General features: G+C 55.7%; 23 protein-coding genes. 16 read left to right on the top strand and 7 right to left on the bottom strand.

Annotated elements, in window-relative coordinates:
- Positions 1-118: 118 nt before the first annotated feature.
- The 8 genes from hflK to PAG01S_RS10335 all read left to right on the top strand — a co-directional run bounded on the left by hflK (position 119) and on the right by PAG01S_RS10335 (position 9,912).
- Positions 119-1,357 carry an FtsH protease activity modulator HflK gene (gene hflK, locus PAG01S_RS10370; RefSeq protein WP_010699807.1) on the top strand — a complete coding sequence of 413 codons (1,239 nt, stop codon included), beginning with the start codon at positions 119-121 and terminating at the stop codon, positions 1,355-1,357.
- A 3-nt stretch (positions 1,358-1,360) separates the two neighbouring features.
- The gene (gene hflC, locus PAG01S_RS10365) at positions 1,361-2,365 is read left to right on the top strand and encodes a protease modulator HflC (protein WP_010256123.1); all 1,005 of its coding nucleotides are present in this window, start codon (positions 1,361-1,363) and stop codon (positions 2,363-2,365) included.
- Between the two features lie 57 nt (positions 2,366-2,422).
- On the top strand, positions 2,423-2,623 hold the full coding sequence (locus PAG01S_RS10360) for a DUF2065 domain-containing protein (protein ID WP_010256126.1): 201 nt from the start codon (positions 2,423-2,425) through the stop codon (positions 2,621-2,623).
- 166 nt (positions 2,624-2,789) lie between these two features.
- Positions 2,790-4,088, top strand: a complete 1,299-nt coding sequence (locus PAG01S_RS10355) for an adenylosuccinate synthase (RefSeq protein ID WP_062758527.1) — start codon at positions 2,790-2,792, stop codon at positions 4,086-4,088.
- 218 nt (positions 4,089-4,306) lie between these two features.
- Positions 4,307-4,750: a nitric oxide-sensing transcriptional repressor NsrR gene (gene nsrR, locus PAG01S_RS10350; protein ID WP_010256130.1), complete on the top strand. Its 444-nt coding sequence runs from the start codon at positions 4,307-4,309 to the stop codon at positions 4,748-4,750.
- A gap of 16 nt (positions 4,751-4,766) precedes the next feature.
- Positions 4,767-7,259 carry a ribonuclease R gene (rnr, locus tag PAG01S_RS10345; RefSeq protein WP_010699805.1) on the top strand — a complete coding sequence of 831 codons (2,493 nt, stop codon included), beginning with the start codon at positions 4,767-4,769 and terminating at the stop codon, positions 7,257-7,259.
- A 69-nt stretch (positions 7,260-7,328) separates the two neighbouring features.
- Positions 7,329-8,063, top strand: coding sequence for a 23S rRNA (guanosine(2251)-2'-O)-methyltransferase RlmB (gene rlmB, locus PAG01S_RS10340; RefSeq protein WP_010256134.1), 735 nt, complete (start codon positions 7,329-7,331; stop codon positions 8,061-8,063).
- 220 nt (positions 8,064-8,283) lie between these two features.
- Positions 8,284-9,912, top strand: a complete 1,629-nt coding sequence (locus PAG01S_RS10335) for an isovaleryl-CoA dehydrogenase (protein WP_062758524.1) — start codon at positions 8,284-8,286, stop codon at positions 9,910-9,912.
- On the opposite strand, the gene bsmA is transcribed toward PAG01S_RS10335, so the two are convergent.
- Together bsmA and PAG01S_RS10325 are read right to left on the bottom strand one after the other, a co-directional pair.
- On the bottom strand, positions 9,886-10,212 hold the full coding sequence (gene bsmA, locus PAG01S_RS10330) for a biofilm peroxide resistance protein BsmA (protein ID WP_010699802.1): 327 nt from the start codon (positions 10,210-10,212) through the stop codon (positions 9,886-9,888). The genes PAG01S_RS10335 and bsmA overlap by 27 nt on opposite strands.
- A 56-nt stretch (positions 10,213-10,268) precedes the next feature.
- Positions 10,269-12,200 (bottom strand): methyl-accepting chemotaxis protein, encoded by a 1,932-nt coding sequence (locus tag PAG01S_RS10325; RefSeq protein WP_010699801.1) that lies wholly within the window; start codon positions 12,198-12,200, stop codon positions 10,269-10,271.
- Between the two features lie 158 nt (positions 12,201-12,358).
- On the opposite strand from PAG01S_RS10325, the gene yjfP reads away from it, so the two are divergent.
- Positions 12,359-13,108 (top strand): esterase, encoded by a 750-nt coding sequence (yjfP, locus tag PAG01S_RS10320; RefSeq protein ID WP_062758521.1) that lies wholly within the window; start codon positions 12,359-12,361, stop codon positions 13,106-13,108.
- A gap of 48 nt (positions 13,109-13,156) precedes the next feature.
- Here yjfP and PAG01S_RS10315 read toward each other — a convergent pair whose 3' ends face one another.
- A complete protein-coding gene (locus PAG01S_RS10315) occupies positions 13,157-13,363 on the bottom strand; it encodes a hypothetical protein (RefSeq protein ID WP_010256150.1) in 207 nt (68 codons plus the stop codon).
- A gap of 405 nt (positions 13,364-13,768) precedes the next feature.
- Between PAG01S_RS10315 and rpsF the strand changes: the two genes are divergently transcribed.
- The 4 genes from rpsF to rplI are packed head-to-tail and all read left to right on the top strand — an operon-like array spanning position 13,769 to position 15,209.
- Positions 13,769-14,164 (top strand): 30S ribosomal protein S6, encoded by a 396-nt coding sequence (gene rpsF / locus PAG01S_RS10310; RefSeq protein ID WP_003855334.1) that lies wholly within the window; start codon positions 13,769-13,771, stop codon positions 14,162-14,164.
- Between the two features lie 6 nt (positions 14,165-14,170).
- The gene (priB, locus tag PAG01S_RS10305) at positions 14,171-14,488 is read left to right on the top strand and encodes a primosomal replication protein N (protein WP_010256154.1); all 318 of its coding nucleotides are present in this window, start codon (positions 14,171-14,173) and stop codon (positions 14,486-14,488) included.
- Positions 14,489-14,492: 4 nt separating this feature from the next.
- Positions 14,493-14,720, top strand: coding sequence for a 30S ribosomal protein S18 (gene rpsR, locus PAG01S_RS10300; RefSeq protein WP_002210155.1), 228 nt, complete (start codon positions 14,493-14,495; stop codon positions 14,718-14,720).
- A gap of 39 nt (positions 14,721-14,759) precedes the next feature.
- Positions 14,760-15,209, top strand: a complete 450-nt coding sequence (gene rplI / locus PAG01S_RS10295) for a 50S ribosomal protein L9 (RefSeq protein WP_010256429.1) — start codon at positions 14,760-14,762, stop codon at positions 15,207-15,209.
- 82 nt (positions 15,210-15,291) lie between these two features.
- Here rplI and PAG01S_RS10290 read toward each other — a convergent pair whose 3' ends face one another.
- Positions 15,292-15,969 (bottom strand): LysM-like peptidoglycan-binding domain-containing protein, encoded by a 678-nt coding sequence (locus PAG01S_RS10290; RefSeq protein WP_155724510.1) that lies wholly within the window; start codon positions 15,967-15,969, stop codon positions 15,292-15,294.
- Between the two features lie 220 nt (positions 15,970-16,189).
- On the opposite strand from PAG01S_RS10290, the gene bamJ reads away from it, so the two are divergent.
- Entirely contained in the window at positions 16,190-16,810 is a 621-nt protein-coding gene (gene bamJ, locus PAG01S_RS10285; protein WP_062758515.1) for a BamJ family beta-barrel-assembly machinery protein, read from the top strand.
- A 45-nt stretch (positions 16,811-16,855) separates the two neighbouring features.
- On the opposite strand, the gene PAG01S_RS10280 is transcribed toward bamJ, so the two are convergent.
- On the bottom strand, positions 16,856-18,799 hold the full coding sequence (locus PAG01S_RS10280) for a bifunctional 2',3'-cyclic-nucleotide 2'-phosphodiesterase/3'-nucleotidase (RefSeq protein WP_062758513.1): 1,944 nt from the start codon (positions 18,797-18,799) through the stop codon (positions 16,856-16,858).
- 293 nt (positions 18,800-19,092) lie between these two features.
- Here PAG01S_RS10280 and cysQ point away from each other — a divergent pair, with 293 nt between their 5' ends.
- Positions 19,093-19,836, top strand: coding sequence for a 3'(2'),5'-bisphosphate nucleotidase CysQ (cysQ, locus tag PAG01S_RS10275; RefSeq protein ID WP_010256437.1), 744 nt, complete (start codon positions 19,093-19,095; stop codon positions 19,834-19,836).
- Positions 19,837-19,910: 74 nt separating this feature from the next.
- Here the strand turns inward: cysQ and PAG01S_RS10270 are convergent, their stop codons facing one another.
- A complete protein-coding gene (locus PAG01S_RS10270; protein WP_062758511.1) occupies positions 19,911-20,468 on the bottom strand; it encodes a YtfJ family protein in 558 nt (185 codons plus the stop codon).
- Between the two features lie 314 nt (positions 20,469-20,782).
- Between PAG01S_RS10270 and PAG01S_RS10265 the strand changes: the two genes are divergently transcribed.
- Positions 20,783-20,989, top strand: a complete 207-nt coding sequence (locus PAG01S_RS10265; RefSeq protein WP_003855513.1) for a DUF1107 domain-containing protein — start codon at positions 20,783-20,785, stop codon at positions 20,987-20,989.
- 146 nt (positions 20,990-21,135) lie between these two features.
- Here PAG01S_RS10265 and paeA read toward each other — a convergent pair whose 3' ends face one another.
- The gene (gene paeA / locus PAG01S_RS10260; protein WP_010256442.1) at positions 21,136-22,458 is read right to left on the bottom strand and encodes a polyamine export protein PaeA; all 1,323 of its coding nucleotides are present in this window, start codon (positions 22,456-22,458) and stop codon (positions 21,136-21,138) included.
- Between the last annotated feature and the right edge of the window lie 506 nt (positions 22,459-22,964).

Here is a 22,964-nt window from a genome sequence, read left to right as displayed (position 1 = left end):
GAGTGAATCCCCGGGAGCTTACGCAGGTAAGTGACCAGGGTGAGCGAAGGCAGCCAACACCGCTGCAATCCGAAAGCTGAAGGGTAAAAATCGTAATTACAATAAATGGAGTAGAAACATGGCGTGGAATCAGCCCGGAAATAACGGACAGGACCGCGACCCGTGGGGAAGCAGCAATAATCAAGGCGGCAACTCTGGGGGGAATAAGGGAGGACGGGAATCCGGGCCTCCTGATCTGGATGATATCTTCCGTAAGCTGAGCAAGAAGCTTGGTGGACTGGGCGGTGGCAAACAGAACGACAACGGTCAGCGCGGCTCCGGCAGCGGTGGCAAAATTGTTGGTATCGTGGCTGTTGCTGCTGTAGTCATCTGGGCTGCAAGCGGTTTCTACACCATCAAAGAAGCGGAACGTGGCGTGGTGACGCGCTTCGGTAAATTCAGTCACCTGGTCGAACCTGGTCTGAACTGGAAGCCGACATTCGTTGATCAGGTGCGTGCGGTTAACGTTGAATCGGTGCGTGAACTGGCTGCTTCTGGCGTCATGCTGACTTCGGATGAGAACGTGGTGCGCGTGGAAATGAACGTGCAGTACCGCGTGACCGATCCGGAACGTTATCTTTATGCTGTGACCAGCGCGGACGACAGCCTGCGTCAGGCTACCGACAGCGCGCTGCGCGGCGTGATTGGTCGCTCTACCATGGACCGCATCCTGACCGAAGGTCGTACCGTGGTGCGTAGCGATACCCAGCGTGAAATCGACGAGACAATTCGCCCTTATAACATGGGAATCGCGGTGCTGGACGTCAACTTCCAGGCTGCACGTCCGCCGGAAGAGGTGAAGTCTGCATTTGATGACGCAATTGCCGCACGCGAAAACCGCGAGCAGTATGTTCGCGAAGCCGAAGCTTACGCCAACGAAGTTCAGCCTCGTGCTAACGGCCAGGCGCAACGTATTCTGGAAGAGGCACGCGCTTACAAAGAGCGTACCGTTCTGGAAGCGCAGGGTGAGGTGGCGCGTTTCGCCAAGATTCTGCCTGAGTATAAAGCTGCACCCGAAATCACCAAAGAGCGTCTCTATATCGAGACCATGGAGCGTGTGCTGAGCCATACCCGCAAAGTACTGGTTAACGATCGGGGTAATAACCTGATGGTGCTGCCGCTGGATCAACTGATGCGTGGCGGTCAGACTTCATCGGGCCAGAATGGTCAGAAAGGCGCGAATGGTTCTTCGCTGCCTGCGCGCTCCGATAGCAGTGCCAGCCGCAATGAAACGTCGTCATACAGTCCGGACAACATCATGGATCAGCGTCGGGCAAATGCTCAGCGCAGCGACAGCCAGCGCGAAGGGAGAGAGTAATCGATGCGTAAGCCAATAGTATTTTTAATCATTGTCGTGCTGGTGGCGCTCTATGCGTCCCTGTTTGTGGTGCAGGAAGGGCAGCGAGGCATTGTTCTGCGCTTCGGTAAAGTCCTGCGCGATGGCGAAAACAAGCCGCAGGTGTTTGAGCCGGGTCTGCATTTCAAGATTCCATTCCTGGAAACGGTTAAAACGCTGGATGCGCGTATCCAGACCATGGATAACCAGGCCGATCGCTTCGTCACCAAAGAGAAGAAAGATCTGATCGTGGACTCCTACATCAAGTGGCGTATCAGCGACTTCAGTCGCTACTACCTGGCCACTGGTGGCGGTGATGTCTCTCAGGCGGAAGTGCTGCTGAAACGTAAGTTCAGTGACCGCTTGCGTTCTGAGATGGGTCGTCTGGATGTGAAAGATATCGTAACGGACTCTCGTGGTCGTCTGACCACCGATGTGCGTGACGCGCTGAATACCGGCTCTGCAGGCAACGATGATGAAATCGCAACCCCTGCGGCTGATGACGCGATTGCCAGTGCAGCGGCCCGTGTCGAGCGTGAAACCAACAGCAGCGAACCGGCTCCAAACCCGAACAGTATGGCGGCGTTAGGTATTCAGGTGGTGGATGTGCGTATCAAGCAGATCAACCTGCCGACTGAAGTGTCTGATGCGATCTTTAACCGTATGCGTGCTGAGCGTGAAGCGGTAGCGCGTAGCCAGCGTTCACAGGGTCAGGAAGAGGCGGAAAAACTGCGCGCCCAGGCCGATTACCAGGTCACCCGTACTCTGGCTGAAGCCCAGCGCGAAGCACTGATTACACGCGGTGACGGTGATGCGGAAACGGCGCGGTTGTTTGCCGATTCGTTCAGCAAAGATCCTGACTTCTATGCCTTTATTCGTAGCCTGCGTGCCTATGAAAACAGCTTCAATAGCGATCAGGATGTGATGGTGTTAAGCCCGGATAGCGACTTCTTCCGATATATGAAGGCGCCCTCTAACGCGACACGCTAAGAACTGATATAACCTGTGGGCCGACAATGTTGTCGGCCCTTTTTTTTGGGTATCAGAATGAAAACAAGCATCTGGATGGCGCTGGCGCTGGTGTTAGTGCTGGAAGGGTTGGGACCAATGTTTATGCCGCGCGCCTGGCGACGCATGATCCTGACAATGACGCGGTTGCCCGATCGTCTGCTGCACCGCTTTGGTGGAGGACTGGTCGTTGCTGGCATGGTGATTTACTGCATGCTCAGCCTGCACGGCAACCTCTGAGGCTGACGTTCAGACCGGCTAAATTGTGCCTTTCAACGCTATTATCCCCAACATGTTGTAGTGATCAAAACTCAGGCAAAAAAGCGCGCAATCGTATGCTAAAAGTGCTGAAAACCACGGGATCAGATGGTAGAATCCTTTTTTAAGCAATCGGTGATTTTGAGAAATGGGTAAGAACGTCGTCGTACTGGGCACCCAATGGGGTGACGAAGGTAAAGGTAAGATTGTAGACCTTCTGACTGAGCGCGCGAATTACGTTGTGCGTTATCAAGGCGGCCACAATGCGGGCCACACGCTTGTCATCAACGGTGAAAAAACCGTCCTCCACCTGATCCCTTCTGGCATTCTGCGCTATAACGTCACCAGCATCATTGGTAACGGCGTAGTGCTCTCTCCTGAAGCCTTAATGAAAGAGATGAAAGGCCTGGAAGCGCGCGGGATTCCGGTACGCGAACGTCTGCTGATTTCTGAAGCCTGTCCGCTGATCCTGCAATATCATGTTGCGATGGATATGGCGCGTGAACGTGCTCGTGGTGCCAAAGCGATTGGTACCACGGGTCGTGGCATCGGACCGGCTTACGAAGATAAAGTCGCTCGCCGTGCCCTGCGCGTCAGCGACCTGTTTAACAAAGAAACCTTTGCTGCCAAGCTGAAAGAAGTGGTCGATTTCTACAACTTCCAGCTGGTGGAGTACTACAAAGAGCCGGCAGTCGACTTCGATAAAGTCCTGAGTGATGTGATGGAAGTCGCTGACATCCTGACTGGCATGGTCGTTGACGTCTCTGAACTGCTGGACGTCGCGCGTAAGCGTGGCGATCTGATTATGTTTGAAGGAGCACAGGGTACGCTGCTGGATATCGATCACGGTACCTATCCGTACGTGACCTCATCCAACACCACCGCAGGTGGCGTAGCGACCGGTTCAGGCATTGGCCCGCGTTATGTCGACTACGTGCTGGGTATTGTGAAAGCTTACTCAACCCGCGTTGGTGCAGGCCCGTTCCCGACCGAGCTGTTCGATGAAACCGGCGAATTCCTCTGTGCGCAGGGTAATGAGTTTGGCGCGACCACCGGTCGTCGTCGTCGTACCGGCTGGCTGGATGCGGTAGCGGTTCGCCGCGCGGTCCAGATCAACTCCCTGTCAGGTTTCTGCATGACCAAGCTGGACGTGCTGGATGGCCTGAAAGAGGTGAAGATCTGTGTGGCTTATCGTATGCCTGATGGCCGCGAAGTGACCACCACGCCACTGGCGGCAGAGAACTGGGAAGGCATTGAGCCGATCTACGAAACCCTGCCAGGCTGGAGCGAGACAACGTTTGGCGTCAAGACGCTGGAAGGTTTGCCTCAGGCTGCGCGTGACTACATCAAGCGTGTGGAAGAGGTAACGGGTGTGCCGATTGATATCATCTCAACCGGCCCTGATCGTAGTGAAACAATGATTCTGCGCGACCCGTTCGACGCGTAATCATTCAGGCCGGACGCTGTCCGGCCCTTGTTTTTCCATTCTTTGATGCCACTTAACCTCCCTTCGCTTGTCAAACCTTCTGCTGGCTTAAAAAAGCGCACGGCCAGACAGACTCTGGTTTATCATCGTAGCTAATCGAATGGCGATCCGATTTAATCCTGGCATCAATCACAGGGCGAATAAGGTCATGCCGCGCCTGAAGGTTCACTGAGGTTACTGTGCAGCTCACGAGTTTTACTGATTATGGCTTACGGGCACTGATTTATCTGGCATCGTTGCCGGAAGGTCAGCAGACCAATATTACGGAAGTGACGAACACTTATGGTTTGTCCCGTAATCATATGGTCAAAATTATCAATCAGCTGAGCCGGGCGGGCTATGTCGCCGCAACGCGTGGTAAAAACGGGGGCATTCGTCTGGGTATGCCAGCTCGTCAGATTGTCATTGGCGATGTGGTACGTAAGATGGAACCACTACAATTAGTGGATTGCGCGTCCTGTTCCATCACGCCAGCCTGTCGTCTGAAGCAGGCGTTACATGATGCGGTGCAGCGATTTTTGCAGGAGCTGGATAGCTATACGTTGGCAGATCTGGTCGAAGGAAATACACCACTTTATGAGATCATCTTGTCCAGATCGCCGGTGGAAATAAATATTAAATGACATCGGAGGAACCGCTATGTCAAAAGATCCTTTTCAGGATAGAGAAGCTGAAAAATACGAAAACCCTATTCCGAGCCGTGAATTTATTCTGGCTCTGTTAGAAAAACGTGAAAAACCGGCCAGCCGCGAAGAGCTGGCTGAAGAGATGAATCTGCAGGAAGAAGAACACCTTGAGGCGCTGCGTCGCCGCCTTCGTGCCATGGAGCGTGATGGTCAGCTGGTGTTCACCCGCCGTCAGTGTTATGCCCTGCCAGAACGTCTTGATCTCCTGCGCGGTAAAGTCATTGGCCACCGCGATGGCTACGGCTTCCTGCGGGCAGAAGGTCAGAAAGATGACCTCTACCTTTCCGCAGAACAGATGAAATTCTGTATGCACGGTGACGTGATCCTGGCGCAGCCGCTGGGTGCCGATCGCAAAGGCCGCCGCGAAGCGCGCGTGGTCCGGGTGCAGGAACCCCGCAACAATCAGATCGTTGGCCGTTACTTTACCGATGCCGGTGCTGGCTTCGTAGTGCCGGACGACAGTCGCCTGAGTTTTGACATCCTCATCCCGCCTGAAGAGACGATGAATGCCCGCATGGGTTCCGTGGTGGTGGTTGAGCTGGTCCAGCGTCCGAACCGTCGCAGCAAAGCGATCGGTAAAATCGCCGAGATTCTGGGCGATGATATGGGTACCAGCCTGGCCGTGGATATGGCGCTGCGTACGCATGAAATCCCGCACACCTGGCCGCCGGAAGTGGAAGCTCAGGTCAGCAAACTGAAAGAAGAAGTCCCGGAAGAGGCCAAAAAAGGCCGCGTCGATCTGCGTAAGCTGCCGCTGGTCACCATCGATGGTGAAGATGCCCGTGACTTTGATGATGCTGTTTACTGTGAGAAGAAGCGCGGTGGCGGATGGCGTCTGTGGGTAGCTATCGCGGATGTCAGCTATTACGTCCGTCCTGGCACCCCTCTGGATGACGAAGCGCATCAGCGCGGAACCTCGGTCTACTTCCCGTCGCAGGTTGTGCCGATGCTGCCGGAAGTGCTGTCGAATGGCTTATGTTCGCTTAACCCGCAGGTCGATCGCCTCTGTATGGTGTGCGAGATGACCATCTCGACCAAAGGTAAACTGACCGGCTTCAAGCACTACGAAGCGGTGATGAACTCCCATGCGCGTCTGACCTACAACAAAGTCTGGAACATCCTGCAGGGCGACAAAGAGCTGCGCCAGCAGTATGCGCCGCTGGTTAAAGACCTTGAAGAGCTGAACAACCTCTATCATGCGCTGGAAGCCGCTCGTGAAGAGCGCGGCGGTATCTCGTTTGAAACGGAAGAGGCGAAGTTTATCTTCAACGCCGAGCGCCGTATTGAGCGTGTTGAGCGCGTGTCACGTAATGACGCCCATAAGCTGATCGAAGAGTGCATGATCCTGGCGAACATCGCCTCGGCACGCTTCGTTGAGAAAAATCAGGAACCGGCGCTGTTCCGCGATCACGATCGCCCGACCGACGAAAGCATCAAGAGCTTCCGTACCGTGCTCAACGAGCTGGGACTGAGCCTGCCTGGTGGTAATAAACCGCAGCCAATCGACTATGCGGCGCTGCTGAAGCAGGTTGCCGATCGTCCTGATGCGGAAATGCTGCAAACCATGCTGCTGCGTTCGATGAAGCAGGCCGTTTACGATCCGGAAAACCGCGGTCACTTTGGTCTGGCGCTCTCGTCGTATGCGCACTTTACCTCGCCAATCCGTCGTTATCCGGATCTGACGCTGCATCGCGCCATCAAATATCTGCTGGCAAAAGAGCAGGATGAAGGTAAAGGCCTGGTACAGCGCGCCATTAAATACCTGATGCCGAGAGATCGCAGCGTCGCCAAAGATATGACGACAGCAACCGGCGGCTATCACTACGAGATGCCGCAGATGCTGCAACTGGGCCTGCACTGTTCCCTGACCGAACGCCGCGCCGATGAAGCGACCCGTGACGTCGCGGACTGGCTCAAGTGTGACTTCATGCAGGATCAGGTTGGCAACGTCTTCAACGGCGTCATTTCCAGCGTGACCGGATTTGGCTTCTTTGTACGCTTAAGCGATCTGTTCATTGATGGTCTGGTCCACGTTTCGACGCTCGACAACGATTACTACCGTTTTGACCCGGTAGGTCAGCGTCTGATCGGTGAATCGGGCGGTCGCACCTATCGTCTGGGTGACACGGTTGAAGTGCGTGTTGAAGCCGTCCATATGGATGAGCGTAAAATCGACTTTGCCCTGATCTCCAGCCAGCGTCAGGTACGTGGTGAAGGCAAAACCGCACGTGACCGGGCGAAGCGTGACGACAAAGCGCCAGCGAAACGCCGTCGTGATGCGAGCAAGAAGTCCAACTTCGAGCCGGACGCCGCTTTCCGGGGCGACAAGGGCAAGCCCGCCGCTGCAAATACCGAGAATAAAAGTAAAAACGTCTCGGAAAAAACCCGTAAAATCGCCGCCGCCACCCGGGCGAAGCGCGCCAGAAAAAAGGCGCAGCCTGACTGATGCGCGCACCCGCCCTTTCTCACTGAGAAAGGGCGGTCATTCATTCATTTCCAAACACTGAGCAGATCGATGAGCGAAATTATTTTTGGTATCCATGCCGTGCAGGCGCTGCTGGAACGTGATCCACAACGTTTCCAGGAAGTCTTTATCCTCAAAGGCCGCGACGATCGTCGCCTGCAACCCGTGGTCGCCGCGCTGGAAGCTCAGGGGGTCGTGATTCAGCTGGCCGAGCGCAAGTGGCTCGACAGCCAGGTTGAAGGCGGTGTGCATCAGGGTATTGTGGCGCGGGTAAAACCGGGTCGTCAGTATCAGGAAGGCGACCTGCCGGATCTGCTGCAGAGCCTGGAGAAACCCTTCCTGCTGGTGCTGGACGGGGTCACCGATCCGCACAATCTGGGTGCCTGCCTGCGCAGTGCCGATGCGGCCGGTGTGCACGCGATTATCGTGCCGAAAGATCGCTCTGCGCCCCTGAATGCAACGGCCAAAAAAGTGGCCAGCGGCGCGGCAGAAAATGTGCCGTTGATCCGCGTCACCAACCTGGCACGTACCCTGCGTCTGCTGCAGGAGTACAACATCTGGGTTGTCGGTACCGCAGGTGAAGCTGACCATACCGTCTTCCAGAGCAAAATGACCGGTCCGATGGCGCTGGTGATGGGCGCGGAAGGGGAAGGCATGCGTCGTCTGACCCGTGAGCATTGCGATGAGCTGATCAGCATTCCGATGGCCGGCAGCGTCTCTTCGCTGAATGTCTCGGTGGCTACGGGTGTCTGCCTGTTTGAAGCAGTGCGTCAGCGCAACGCCTGATCCCCGATGTGATCCTCGCCACAAATTAGTTTCTGTACCAGGCATAACTGCGCGTCATTCGTATATACCCAAAGGATTTCGGGTTGCATTGAGGCGGCAAGAGAACGAATCCCGATGAGCTTACATGAGTAAGTGATTCGGGTGAGTGAACGCAGCCAACAAAAATGCAGCTTGAAAGACGACGGGTATACTTACTGAGTGACATCCGCGAGGAGTGGTTATGACCTGGACAACACACACCGTTTTTAATCAGCCCCATCCTCTGAGCAACAGCAACCTGTTCCTGTCTGATACGCCGCTCGGCGAGGCACTGTCACGCGAAGGCGCCGGATGGGATCGGGAGTGGCTGGCTTCGGTAGGCCGACAGCTGGGCAGCGCCGAGTCGCTGGAACTGGGCCGGCTCGCCAACGCGGAGCCACCTGAACTGCTGCGCTACGACGCCCGTGGCGTACGGATGGATGAAGTCCGTTTTCACCCCGCCTGGCACCTGCTGATGCAGGGTGTCTGCGCCAGCCGCCTGCATAATCTCAGCTGGCATCCCACAGTACGTGAACAGGCCAGCGTGGCGCGCGCTGCGCGCTTTATTCTGCATGCGCAGGTTGAAGCGGGCACGCTTTGCCCCGTGACCATGACGCACGCGGCCATTCCACTGCTGCAGACTTATCTGCCTGCCGCGTTCGAAGGCTGGCTCGATCCGCTGCTCAGCGATCGTTACGATACCCATGCGCAGCCCGGCGACCAGAAACGGGGTCTGCTGATTGGTATGGGCATGACGGAAAAACAGGGCGGCAGCGATCTGCTCACCAGCACCACCCGGGCCGAGCCGCTGGGGGCGCGCGGCCCGGGTGAAGCCTACCGGCTGACCGGCCACAAATGGTTCTTCTCGGTGCCGCAGAGCGATGCGCATCTGGTGCTGGCGCAGACGCCCGCCGGATTAAGCTGTTTCTTCCTGCCGCGCCTGTTGCCTGACGGGTCACGCAACGCCATCCAGCTTGAGCAGCTTAAATATAAGCTGGGTAATCGCTCAAATGCCAGTTGTGAGGTGGAGTTTCGCGATGCGACCGGCTGGCTGCTGGGAGAAGAGGGCGAAGGCGTGCGGCTCATCCTTAAAATGGGCGGTATGACGCGCTTCGACTGCGCACTCGGCAGTCATGGCCAGATGCGGCGTGCATTCTCGGTGGCACTCTGGCATGCACATCAGCGCCAGGTGATGGGGAAAAACCTGGTGGATCAGCCGCTGATGCGTCAGGTTCTGGCACAGCAGGCGCTGCAGCTGGAGGGACAAACCGCGCTGCTGATGCGGCTGGCGCGCGCCTGGTCACAACCGGCAAAACCGCATGAGGTCACGTTTGCCCGCTTATTCACTCCGGCTGCAAAATATCAGATCTGCAAAGCGGGTGCCCCGTTCGTCGCGGAGTCGATGGAAGTGCTGGGGGGCATCGGCTACTGCGAAGCGAGCGAGCTGCCGCGCCTCTATCGTGACATACCGGTCAACAGCATCTGGGAAGGGTCGGGCAACGTGATGTGTCTTGACGTACTGCGCGTGCTCACCCGTCAGGCAGAGGTTTCGGAGATGCTGAGTCAGGAATTTGAAGCGGTGAAAGGGAGTAATCGTCATTTCGATGCGCGCTGGCGTCAGTTACGGCTGCGAATAAGCAAAGTCCCCGAAGAGCAGGCGCGCGAGGTGACCCGCACGCTGCTGCAGCTTGCGACCGGCGCTCAGCTACTGAAATATGGCGAACCGCCGCTGGCGGATGCATGGTGCCAGCAGTGGCTCGATCGGCGTGGCTCCCGCCCGCTTGAGACAGCAATCACAGACCGTTTACTGGCCCGTGCCTGTGGCAGGTGATGCGCCGTAAAGAATCGCGCTGGCGTACCAGAGACCGGGCATTACCGTTTCACTCAGCGCCACGATCTGATAGTAAGCCGCACCGGCCTGGTTAGCCCGGGTGGCCACGGCCCGCCCGGCATCATCCGGTGAGCCGCGCACATTAACGGTAATATTGCCCAGTTTCGGCAAACCACCACTCTGCGCCCGTGAAATCTCCTGCGCCTGTTGCGTCGGCGCGGGCGGTGCTTTTGGCGTGGTCTCAAGCGCGGAACAGCCTGCCAGCAGCAGGCTTATCATCAGTAAATAAGCGAAACGCATAGCAAAACCCTCTTTCAGGACGAAGCATTAAGTGTATGTCATCGCCCTGAATGGCGTCAGGATTTAAGGCTGAATACGCTGACCAGTTGGGTCAGGTGATGCCCTTTATCACTCAGGTTCTGCGCGCTGTTTTCCGCCTGTGTCACCAGTTCGCTGTTCTGGTGAGTCGCCTGGCTGATCTGGTTCATCGCCAGATTAACCTGGCCGATTCCTGCCGCCTGCTGCTGCGCCGCCACGTTGATCTCGCCCATCAGCGCCTGCACCTGCTCGATGTGGGTCACAATGTCGCTCATCGCATCGCGCGTCTGCTCAGATAATTGATGGCCTTCCGCCACGTTGCTGATGGAGGTCGCAATCAGTCCATCAATCTCTTTAGCGGCCTGCGCAGAACGCTGTGCCAGCGCACGCACTTCTGCGGCCACCACGGCAAAGCCACGGCCCTGTTCCCCGGCACGTGCCGCTTCAACGGCGGCATTCAGCGCCAGGATATTGGTCTGGAAGGCGATCGACTCAATCACGTGGGTGATATCAGCAATGCTTTGTGATGAAACCTTAATCGCCGACATGGTGTTGACCGAGCGCACCACCGTCTGGCTGCCGTGACTGACGATATCGCTGGCTTCGGCCACCAGTGACATCGCCTGACGCAGGCTGTCTGCGGTGTGTTCAACCGTCGCGCCAAACTGCTCCATGCTGGCAGAGGTCTGCTCCACGCTGCTGGCCTGACGCCCGATCTGCTCGCTGATGTTATGACTGCTGGCCGCGATGGTGTCCGTGCCGTCGCTGATCTCCTGCGCCGCGCCGCGCACCTGGCTGACGATTTTCTCCAGACCATCGCCAATGCCGTTGATCGCAACGATCAACTGGCCCACTTCATCGCGACGCTGGGTATCCATATGGACCTGCAGATTCCCGGCGGCATATTGCTCCGCCAGATGGATCACCTGCTGCAGCGGACGGGTAATCGCCCGACGGCTGTACCAGACAAACCCCAGCGCAAAGACCACCACCAGAATCAGTCCGGTTATCAGGAACAGGTTACGGCTATGCGTAATCGGGGCGAGCAGGCTTTCACGGTTAACTTCGCCGGCGATCACCCAGTTCCAGCCCGGCAGCTGCTGCCAGGCCAGAATCTGGTGCTCGCCGTTGATCTCTGCCTGCAGCATGCCCTGCGGCTGAGTCAGCAGCGGCTGGAGTGTCGCGCTATCCCAGGCGGGTCGTTTTCCTTCGTCGTGCTGATCGAACAGATACTCTCCCTGCGTCTTACCGGGGGTGCCGTTGAGCACAAAGAAATGACCACTATCACCCAGCTTGCGTGCCAGGATTTTTTCACGCATCAGCGCATACTGCTTATCAATGCCAACGCCGACAAACAGGATGGCGACAACCTTGCCACTCTCATCTTTTACCGGCTGATATTGTGTGATGTAGCGATGGCCGAACAGCGTCGCCAGCCCCTGATAGACGTCGCCCTGACTGACGCTTTTCCAGGCGGCGCCGTTGCGGTCAAGCTGCGTACCGATTGCGCGACTGCCATCCTGCTTTTTCAGCGAGGTAGAAATACGGATAAAATCATCGCCGTCACGCACAAAAATGGTCGCCACGGCGGCGGTGCGTTCGGTGAAATCGTCTACCGCGGTCTGGTCGAGGTTCAGCGTTTTTAACCCGGCGCGCAGCACCGGCGTCGAAAAGGCACCGACCTGCACCCGGGAGCCTTCATCCAGGCTAAAGCGCTTAGGCAGGAAGCTGGTAAACAGACTGGTGTAGTGAGCCACCTCTTCGGTGAGAGTGGCGTTGAACATGGTGGCCATTTCACTGATGCCCTGCACCTGGTTTTGCATGTCATCGATGGCGAGATTTTCCAGCTGCCGCGAAGCGGTGTGGCTCTGGGTTAGCGTCAGAACCAGCAACAATAACGCTACGCTGAGAGACGTCAGTACAGACAGCTTAACTCCAAGACTCAGGCCGCTGAGAGAGAGACGCTTCATAAATTACCTTTGATCAAGTTAGGGGGACACAACATCAACGGCAAAGCGCGGGAAAAGTTTAGGCCGAAATCTGGCGACTAAACGCAGCAGGGGATTTCGTAAATTAACCCGCAGACGTACACTCAATCGGCACGCCTTGCCCCTTCTCAGGAGAGACCATGATTGAACTCACCACAGAAACGCTGGCCGGTATCGAATGCCTGCACGCCACGCCTGCCGGACAACGGCATCAGCCACTGCCTACCGTGCTGTTTTATCACGGCTTTACCTCTTCAAAAGAGGTCTACGCCTACTTCGCTGTCGCGCTGGCTCAGGCGGGGTTCCGGGCGGTGATGCCGGATGCGGATCTGCACGGCGCGCGCTATCACGGTGATGCCGATGCACGCCTTGGTCGCTTCTGGGAGATTCTGAAACAGAACATTGATGAGCTGCCGCAGCTGGAATCGGCGCTGCGCGCTGACGATCTGATCGCCAGCGAGCGTTTTGCGGTGGCGGGCGCGTCGATGGGCGGCATGACGGCGCTGGGCGCGATGGCACGTTATCCGCAGATTCAGAGCGTCGCCTGCCTGATGGGATCGGGCTATTTTATGCAGCTCAGTCAGTCGCTGTTTCCGCCGCTGGTGGCCGACACGCCTGAGCAGCAAGCGCAGTTTGCTGCCCGCATGGCACCGCTGGCCGACTACGATCCCTGCAACCGGCTGGAGGCACTGGCAAACCGTCCGCTGCTGTTGTGGCATGGTGAGGCGGATGAGGTGGTGCCCTGGGCGGAGAGCATACGGCTGGAGAGGGCGCTGCGTGACAACGGGCTGGCGCAGCATCTGACTTCGCTGTCTGAAAAACAGATTGGACATAAGATCACGCCATCAGCATTGACGGCGCTGGTCAGCTTTTTTAAACAGCAGCTATAAAAATGAGCGGGCGGAGAGTGGATCTGCCGCCCGTAAATTTACCGGCACTTACCAGTGCGCAGACGATTTTTCTGCTGCTCTGGCAGGCGCGTTGACCGGATTCTTTTGTGGCGCATCCAGCCGATTAACGTAGATATAACCCGATGCCGCTTCGCTGCTGTGACTTCTTATCTGCTGCGCACAGTCAGCATTGCTGGCAAGAGCGGGTGGAGACAGGAAGAGACCCAGTAAAGTGGCGATGACGAACGTTTTCATGCCCGACTCCTCACTTCAGGGAACACACTCTGTTAGACGCCGATAAGCCAAACCGTAGCGTCTGCATTAAGTTTAGCGACTGTGCACATTATCGCCAGATCGTCCGCCTGAAGCTCTTTATCAGCTTTTTTGAACCTTTCCCGCTTAACGCGCTGTATTCACATGATTAGCACGAAAAGCTACCGTATATGGCACGCCGGATGGCATTTGTTGAAATGTGCGCTTGAGTTTAGCCGTCGCCGCCAGTATGATTACGCGTCAATTTTTCAGCCGCATTCTCAGGCTGTGTCCCACAAACGCTCGTCACAACGAACCTTTGTGGGACACAGCCTATAACGTTCCTTGCTTCCATGGGCCGCGGTTGACCCCGACAGGAGGCTGAATAATCCGTAAGGAGCAATTTCGATGCGTCATTACGAAATCGTATTTATGGTTCATCCTGACCAGAGCGAACAGGTTCCTGGCATGATCGAGCGTTACACTGGTGCTATCACTGGTGCAGAAGGCACGATTCACCGTCTGGAAGACTGGGGCCGCCGTCAGCTGGCTTACCCGATCAATAAACTGCACAAAGCGCATTACGTTCTGATGAACGTTGAAGCGCCGCAGGAAGCGATCGATGAGCTGGAAACGAACTTCCGCTTCAACGACGCCGTTATCCGTAGCATGGTTATGCGCGTTAAAAACGCGGTAACTGAAGCATCGCCGATGGTTAAAGCGAAAGATGAGCGTCGTGATCGTCGCGAAGATTTTGCTAACGAATCCGCTGATGAGTCAGATGCTGGGGATTCTGAAGAGTAATCCATCGTGACGGTTAATCGACTTCGCCTGTCTGGCACTGTGTGCAAGACGCCGGTTCGAAGAGTTAGCCCGTCAGGAATTCCTCACTGTCAGTTCGTGCTTGAGCACCGCTCAGTGCAGGAGGAGGCCGGGTTTCACCGGCAAGCCTGGTGTCGTATGCCGGTTATTATCAGCGGCAGCGCCCATCAGGTGATTACTCAACATATAACGGTCGGCACGCAACTCACACTCGACGGTTTCATTAGTTGCCATCAGGCACGAAATGGCCAGAGCAAAGTGGTGTTCCATGCCGAGCAGATTGAATTGATAGATTCTGGAGACTAGCCTAATGGCACGTTATTTCCGTCGTCGCAAGTTCTGCCGTTTCACCGCGGAAGGCGTTGTTGAGATCGATTACAAAGACATCGCAACGTTGAAAAACTACATTACCGAAAGCGGTAAAATTGTCCCGAGCCGTATCACCGGTACTCGTGCAAAATACCAGCGTCAGTTGGCTCGCTGCATCAAGCGTGCGCGTTACCTGTCTCTGCTGCCGTACACTGATCGTCATCAGTAATCGGCAACTGTCCATTAACGACTTTAAGAGGATAAGGTAATGCAAGTTATTCTGCTTGATAAAGTAGCAAACCTTGGCACCCTGGGTGATCAGGTTAACGTTAAAGCGGGCTACGCTCGTAACTTCCTGGTACCACAGGGCAAAGCTGTTCCTGCTACTAAGAAAAACGTTGAGTTCTTCGAAGCACGCCGTGCTGAACTGGAAGCCAAACTGGCTGACGTTCAGTCTGCAGCAACTGCACGCGCTGAGAAAATCAATGAACTGGGCACTGTAACCATCACGTCTAAAGCGGGCGATGAAGGTAAACTGTTCGGTTCAATCGGTGCCCGCGACATCGCTGATGCAGTGACTGCAGCTGGCGTTGAAGTGGCTAAGAGCGAAGTTCGTCTGCCGAACGGCGTTCTGCGCACTACCGGTGAGCATGAAGTAAGCTTCCAGGTTCACAGCGAAGTATTCGCGAAACTGAACGTGAAAGTAGTTGCTGGTTAATCTTTATTAACTGAGCACGACACAAACGCCGGCCCTGTGCCGGCGTTTTTGTTTTTGTGCCTTTCAATCGCCGCTGTTCACGTTACTGCGCGCGAATAAAGCTGCCGTCTGGCTGACGTGTAAACAGCACCGGACCGCTTGCGCCCTCCACCGTCAGACCTGTTACAGCCCCCTGCGCATCCTGACGGATTTTCACCTGCTGACCACTTTTCAGTGAGCTGAGTGGCTGATCGCTGCCTTCCACCCGCGCCATCGCAAACACATCATTGACCGGCAGACTATTATCACGAAACAGCTGCGCCAGCGTCTGACCGGAAGCGATGGTCAGATTGCGCCACTCACCCTGAGAATCGGCTTTTGGCGTCTGCTGAGACGGTGGGGATGACGGCTGGCGGCTACTGTTGTTCTCATAAATATCCGCCTGCATCGGCACCTCTTTCTCCGTCTGGGGTGCGACCGGCTGCTCGACCGGATAGCGCAGCGTGCTGGCGGGCCAGAGAAACGCCACCAGCAGCATCACCAGTGCGGCCACAATGCCACGGCGGTGCAGCGCAGGCAGCGGGTCCATCCAGCGAATGTGGTCGGTAAAATGCCAGATACGCTGAAGCCATGTCGGCAGGCGGGATGACGTGTCTGAAGCCATTCGGGGTTCCTCCTCTCCGGCAGGCTGCTTTAGCCTGCGTGCGGCCAGCCAGGTCTGCAGCCGGGATACAAGATATTTTGCACGCATCCTGCGGCGTCGTGGGGCTATCTGGCCCATGTTTGCTCTCTTATTCGTGTTCTATAGAGGGGGTGATCCCCCCCGATAGTTATAGTATGGGCAATACCGGCGCGAAGTGCCTGCCAGCATTGATAAAATTGACGGCTCTATTGTTTCTCTTTCCCCGGCAAAAGTCATCTGCGATGCAGGGCATTTTACGCCAGCGGCCTGCGCTGCTATGCTGCCCGTTCGAATTTATCCGAGAGTGAAAGGAACGAAGATGACTACCCCTTCTTTCGACAGCGTCGAAGCACAAGCAAGTTACGGTATTGGTTTACAGGTTGGCCAGCAGTTGCTGGAATCTGGTCTGCAGGGTCTGCAACCAGAAGCACTGCTCGCGGGTCTGCGCGACGCGCTGGAAGGGAGCTCGCCGGCCGTACCGGTTGATGTGGTTCATCGCGCACTGCGTGAAGTGCATGAACGCGCTGAAGGCGTGCGTCGTGAACGCACCGAAGCCATGGCCGCAGAAGGTCAGGCGTTCCTGCAGGAACATGCGCAGCGTGAAGGCGTGAGCAGCACCGAATCAGGCCTGCAGTTCAGCGTGATTACGCAGGGCGAGGGTCCAATCCCATCACGTCAGGATCGCGTACGCGTTCACTACACCGGTAAACTGATCGACGGCAGCGTATTCGACAGCTCTGTTGCCCGTGGCGAACCGGCGGAATTCCCGGTAAGCGGCGTAATTCCAGGCTGGATTGAAGCGCTGACCCTGATGCCGGTTGGCTCAAAATGGGAACTGGTGATCCCACAGAACCTCGCGTATGGCGAGCGCGGTGCGGGTGCCTCTATCCCACCATTCAGCACCCTGATCTTCGAAGTCGAACTGCTGGAAATTCTGTAATTCCGGACGCTGCAACCCCCCCCGGTTGCAGCGTTTTCTTCCGCCTTATTTCTGCTGTAAATTTACCTGCCACAGAGCAAAGCCGATCGCATCTGTCCCTTTGGGCTGAAGCGGATATTGCGCATGCTGCTTAATAAATCCGGTCGCTTTATCACCCGGTGCCGTTTCAAACTGAATGTCGAGCGGGGTGGATGAGGTAATCGGTGCCAGCCGCCAGTTATTGTCCGCCTTCGGCTGAACTTCACCGTGCGCTTTGGTTTCCGCGCTGATATAGGCTGCAACCACGGAACGGTTCTCATCCGGTGAGGCAAAGGCGATGTATTTATCTCCGGTGCCGGCAAACTTGCCGCCGTAAGCGCGATAGTTATTGGTCGCCACCAGGAAGGTCGCCTGTGGATCGACGGGTTTACCCTGCCAGCTAAGCTGACGGATACGTGAGGCCTCAGGATGGATCAACTGACACTCTGCGTCGTAGCGCGCGGGCTGGGTCACATCAATCTGATAATTAACCCCGTCAATCACATCAAAGTTATAGGTGCGGAAATCCCAGTTGATCAGCGACTGCGTTTTCGTGCTGTGGGGATCGATCTGATTAAACTGGCCCGCTGAGCACTCCAGCCACTCTTTTACCTGCGCACCGGTGACTTTCATGACCACCAGGGTATTGGGATAGAGATAGAGATCGGCCGCGTTACGGAAGGTCAGCGCGCCTTTCTCTACTTCGACATAGCTGGCCGGATCGTTTTTACGTCCGCCCGCTTTAAACGGCGCAGCAGCAGAGAGCACCGGCAGGCGGCCCAGATCCGGATCGCCCTGAATGAAATGCTCCACGTAGGCGCGCTGGGCATTATTGACGATCTGTACCGTCGGATCGTCCTGTACCAGCGACAGGTAGCTGTACATCACATCGGCGGACTTGCCGATGGGCTTCGCCACAAACTCTCGCGTGGCGTGGTGATCGTCAGCCAGTACCTTCACCAGCGCCGGATCCTCTGCCGCCAGCGATTTCTTCGCTGCGGTATCGTAGATGGGCCGCGCCTGTGCTTTGCCGCTGCTCACCTGCCAGCGTCCGCCCTCATTATTCAGCACCAGGTCAACCACGCCAAGATGATCGCCCCACATGCCGGGCATCACCGCCGGAATACCGTTCAGGGTGCCGTTGGCGATATCTGCACCCTTGATGTCAGCAAACTCCTTGCCGGGGAAGACCGCATGCGCATGACCAAACAGGATGGCGTTAATGCCTTCCACCTGGCTGAGATAGTAAACCGAGTTCTCCGCCATCGTGTGATACGGCTCGCTGCTCAGGCCGGAGTGGGGAATAGCGATAATCAGATCGGCGCCCTGCGCGCGCATCTCAGGCACGTAGCGGCGAGCCGTTTCGGTGATGTCATCGACGCGTACCTTGCCCTGCAGGTTGGCTTTATCCCACACCATGATCTGCGGCGGCACAAAGCCGATATAACCTATCTTCAGGGTCTGCGTTTTGCCCTCGCGATCAACCACCGTGGTGGATTTGATGAGGTATGGGGTAAACAGCGGTTTGCCGCTCTTCACATCAATCACGTTGGCGTTCACATAGGGAAAGCGTGCGCCCGCCAGCGCTTTTTTCAGGTAGGGCAGGCCATAATTGAATTCATGATTGCCGAGGTTACCGACGCTGTAATCCAGCGTGTTGAGCGCCTTGTAGACCGGATGGATCTCGCCCTCACGTAATCCTTTGGCCGCCATGTAGTCACCCAGCGGGCTGCCCTGAATGATGTCGCCGTTATCGACCAGCAGGCTGTTTTTCACTTCCTGGCGTGCGGCGTGGATCAGCGTAGCGGTTCGCACCAGGCCAAACTTCTCGGTTGGCGTGTCTTTGTAATAGTCGAAATCCATCATATTGCTGTGCAGATCGGTGGTTTCCAGTATCCGCAAATCCACCGTCGCCGCCTGGGTGGCGACGGAAACGCTCAGTGCCAGTAACATCATTCCGGGCTTAAACATGCTTGCTCCTGCTGCAAAATAAATAAGGATCTCAAAATAATGTAAAAGCATGACAGATAGTCATTTTAAATCGTGATGGGTATAACGTTTTAGCGCATCGGTCAGCGACGGATTCTTAAACGATGGAGGCGTAGCGGCACAGGCGTGGCGATAAATGGGTAACTATGATATTGATATATCTATAAATTGAATCGCCGGAGTGCCTGTAAATGGGTACTTCAGGCGGAACTGCTAAAATGTCACTATCTGACGATGAGCTGATCCGGCAGCAGACAGACACAATGAGGTGAAAAATGTTAGAGCAAATCTGCCAACTGGCACGCGAAGCAGGCGACGCGATTATGCAGGTCTATAACGGTGCCGCGCCGCTTGACGTTTCTCACAAATCGGATGATTCGCCGGTGACCGCCGCAGATATCGCTGCACACGAGGTGATCCTCGCGGGCCTCAAAAAGTTAACGCCTGATCTCCCCGTGCTGTCAGAAGAAGATCCGCCAGCCTGGGAGGTGCGTCAGCACTGGCAGCGCTACTGGCTGGTCGATCCGCTGGATGGCACCAAAGAGTTCATCAAGCGTAACGGCGAATTTACCGTTAATATTGCGCTAATCGAAGCGGGCAAGCCGGTAATGGGCGTGGTCTATGCGCCGGTGCTGGGCGTGATGTACTCCGCTGCAGACGGCAAAGCGTGGAAAGAGGAGGGCGGTCAGCGTGAACAGATTCATGTCCGTGATGCGCGACCTCCGCTGGTGGTGGTAAGTCGTTCACATGGCGACGACGATGAGATGAAAGAGTACCTGAAGCAGTTAGGTGAACATCAGACCGTCGCGACCGGATCCTCACTGAAGTTCTGCCTGGTGGCAGAAGGAAAAGCGCAGCTCTATCCCCGTTTCGGACCCACCAACATCTGGGATACCGGCGCGGGCCATGCCGTGGCGATGGCGGCGGGTGCGCATGTGCACGACTGGCAGGGTAAAACTCTGGACTACGCGCCGCGCGAATCCTTCCTTAATCCTGGCTTCCGCGTTTCACTGTTTTAACGCTGTCTGAGCGCCCAGCCTGCTGAAGGCTGAAACCCCGGCGGGCGATGCTCTCCCCACCGGGGCTTCAGCGATTAATCCTTCAGCAGGGAGGTGACCAGCGTAATCACTTTTGTCACTTCATCCTGCGTCAGCGATCCATCCTTCACAAATTTCACCTTGCCCTGCTTATCCAGCACTACAATGGCGGAACCGCCCGGCTGTAACTGCCAGGCATGCTGCACACTGCCCTTGCTGTCGACGACAAACTGCGACCACGGATATTGCTGCTTGTTGGTCTCGACGCTGCTGCGCACAAACATGCCCGTACCGGGAATGGCATCATCTGTATTCACGATGGTGGTGGTCTGATAGCGATCATGCGGCAGCTTCGCGGCCTTAATCGCCTCGATCAATGCGGCATTCATCTCTTTAGCGGATGAGCGACCCGCGATGTGCTGAACCACGCGAACTTTTCCGCCGAGCTGCGCGCTATTCCAGTTTTTGTAGCTAAACTTATCCTGCTGCAATAACAGCTCGCCTTTGTCGTTCACGCCAACGGCCGGTACCCGCATATCCTGCCTGAGGTCATGAGCCATCACGCTTGCCGGTATCAGTAAAGACAACGCTACAGCTGCCAGAATTATTCGCATTGCTATTTCCTTGAGTGATCAGACCAGTTAGTCATTTTACTGCAATAGTAAGCAGGGATGATGCGCCTGTCCTGGAAAGGTGTCAGGTTTGTTATGGCCGCCACAATTCCTTAACCAACGAAGGTTTATACTGTGTTGTGTGAGCCTGATAACAGAGTGTTCTGTAATGATGTGTCAATTCAGTAAAAAAAATCACTTTTAGGAACATTAGTAGGTTTGAGTGTTCTATAGTTATCGCGAATTCGCGCTTCATGGGCTGGAACCAAATTTGGAAACGGCGAAGCGTGCTTAAAAATGTACAGGAGTTAGTCAGTATGAAGATCTTCCAGCGCTATAATCCGCTACAAATAGCGAAATATGTAAAAACGCTGTTCAAAGGAAGGTTGTATATCAAGGACGTCGGCGCGTTCGAGTTCGACAAAGGGAAAGTATTAATCCCGCGCGTCAAAGACAAACAGCACCTGAGCGTGATGTCAGAAATTAACCGCCAGGTCGTTCGTCTCAAACTTGAGTTCAACTAATCATAAGGGCGCCGATGGCGCCCTTAGTGTCTGGCCAGTCAGGCCATTTTATTTGTCACTCTGAACCTGAGCAGTGCCAACAATTCTCACAGACTACGTCACATTCCGGTTGTTCCGCGCTGTCCATGTCCAGACTGCTGGTCATTCTACTCTTCTTCGCTTTTTGTCATGCTCAGCACCGGCGGTCGTTCATCGATGCGGGTGACCAGCAGCTGATCGATGCGATAGCTATCAATATCCACTACCTCGAACTTGTAGCCAGCAAACTTCACAAAATCGGTACGCTTCGGAATCTTACGCAACATATACATCATAAAGCCGCCGATGGTTTCGTAGTTGCCTGACTGCGGGAAATCATCAATGTCCAGCACGCGCATCACGTCATCAATCGGCGTACCGCCTTCAACCAGCCATGAATTCTCATCGCGCGCCACAATCTGCTCTTCCATACCCTGGCCAACCAGATCGCCCATCAGCGTGGTCATTACATCATTCAGGGTAATAATGCCCACAACCAGCGCATATTCGTTCATGATCACCGCGAAATCTTCTCCGGCGGTTTTAAAACTTTCCAGTGCTTCAGAGAGGGTCAGCGTGTCCGGCACGATCAGCGCCGAGCGAATCTGCAGGCCGCTGTTCAGCGCCATGCTCTGATTACCCAGCACGCGCAGCAGCAGCTCTTTGGAGTCGACATAGCCAACGATATGGTCGATATCGCCGCTGCAGACCAGAAACTTCGAGTGAGGATGCTGGGCGATTTTGGTTTTGAGGCTGGTCTCATCTTCGTGCAGATCAAACCAGACAATATTCTCACGTGAGGTCATGGAGGAGGGAACAGTACGTGACTCCAGCTCAAACACGTTTTCAATCAGCTCGTGCTCCTGCTTACGCAGCACGCCAGCCAGCGCACCCGCTTCAACCACCGCGTAGATATCGTCGGAGGTGATGTCATCTTTACGCACCATCGGCAGCTTGAAAATACGGAAGAAGACGTTAGCCAGGCCATTAAACAGAAACACCAACGGACGCATTATCAGCAGGCAGAAACGCATCGGGTTGATGATGCGCAGCGCGATGGTTTCCGGTGCGACCATGCCGACCCGCTTTGGGGTTAAGTCAGCAAACAGGATAAACAGGCTGGTGACGATGGTGAAGGAGCAGATAAAGCTGAGCTGCTCCGCCAGTTCCGGCGAGACAAACCGGTTAAACAGGCCGCTGAAAACCGGCGAAAACGCCGCATCGCCAACAATACCCCCCAGGATGGCGACGGCGTTGAGGCCAATCTGCACCACGGTGAAGAACATGCCCGGCGTTTCCTGCATTTTCAGCACGCGCTGCGCATTTACGTTGCCTTCATCGGCCAGCAGTTTCAGTTTGATCTTACGGGCGGCCGCCAGCGAGATCTCCGACAGAGAGAAAAAGGCACTGATTACGATCAGTAACAGAATGACAAGTAAGCTATCTAACATATGAGATCCAAAGGGTTATCCACTTGTCATTTTTGGCCTGGGCAGCGTGGGTAAGCGCAAACAGAGTTGGTTTATCCGTGAAACAAAGCTATCCGTGCCAAAAATGTCTGCGCCAGTTCGACAACAAACGACATGTCGGTGCAGAAATGAAAACAGGCGGCATGCCTGTGGTGGCCGATTATAGCAGGAGCGCTCATTGCGCCGCCAGAGGGCAAACCGCTGCTTAAGGGCGCATTAGCAGCCAGAGCGGCCGGTTACAGACTCGGATTTATCTGAGTGAGTCATATCGGACTGATCATTCCGACCCGCAGGAGTTGTATCGCTCACCCCATTTACCGACAATAGCCCCGTTATTTGACTTAGATGTCAGAGTTGCTCCGCCGTTTGCCATAAAGTGCGGCTATGATGAGGATGTTGCCGTTGCGGTAGTGCGGGCAAAGAAGATTAATAAGCGCCCCGCGGAAAAGGGGCCGGCATGATTAACAGGAGTACAGGTGCCACGATTT

Source organism: Pantoea agglomerans NBRC 102470 (assembly GCF_001598475.1).
GTDB classification, from domain to species: Bacteria; Pseudomonadota; Gammaproteobacteria; order Enterobacterales; family Enterobacteriaceae; genus Pantoea; species Pantoea agglomerans.
Note: the sequence above shows the minus strand (reverse complement) of the source record. Positions and strands in the feature narration are given on the sequence as shown.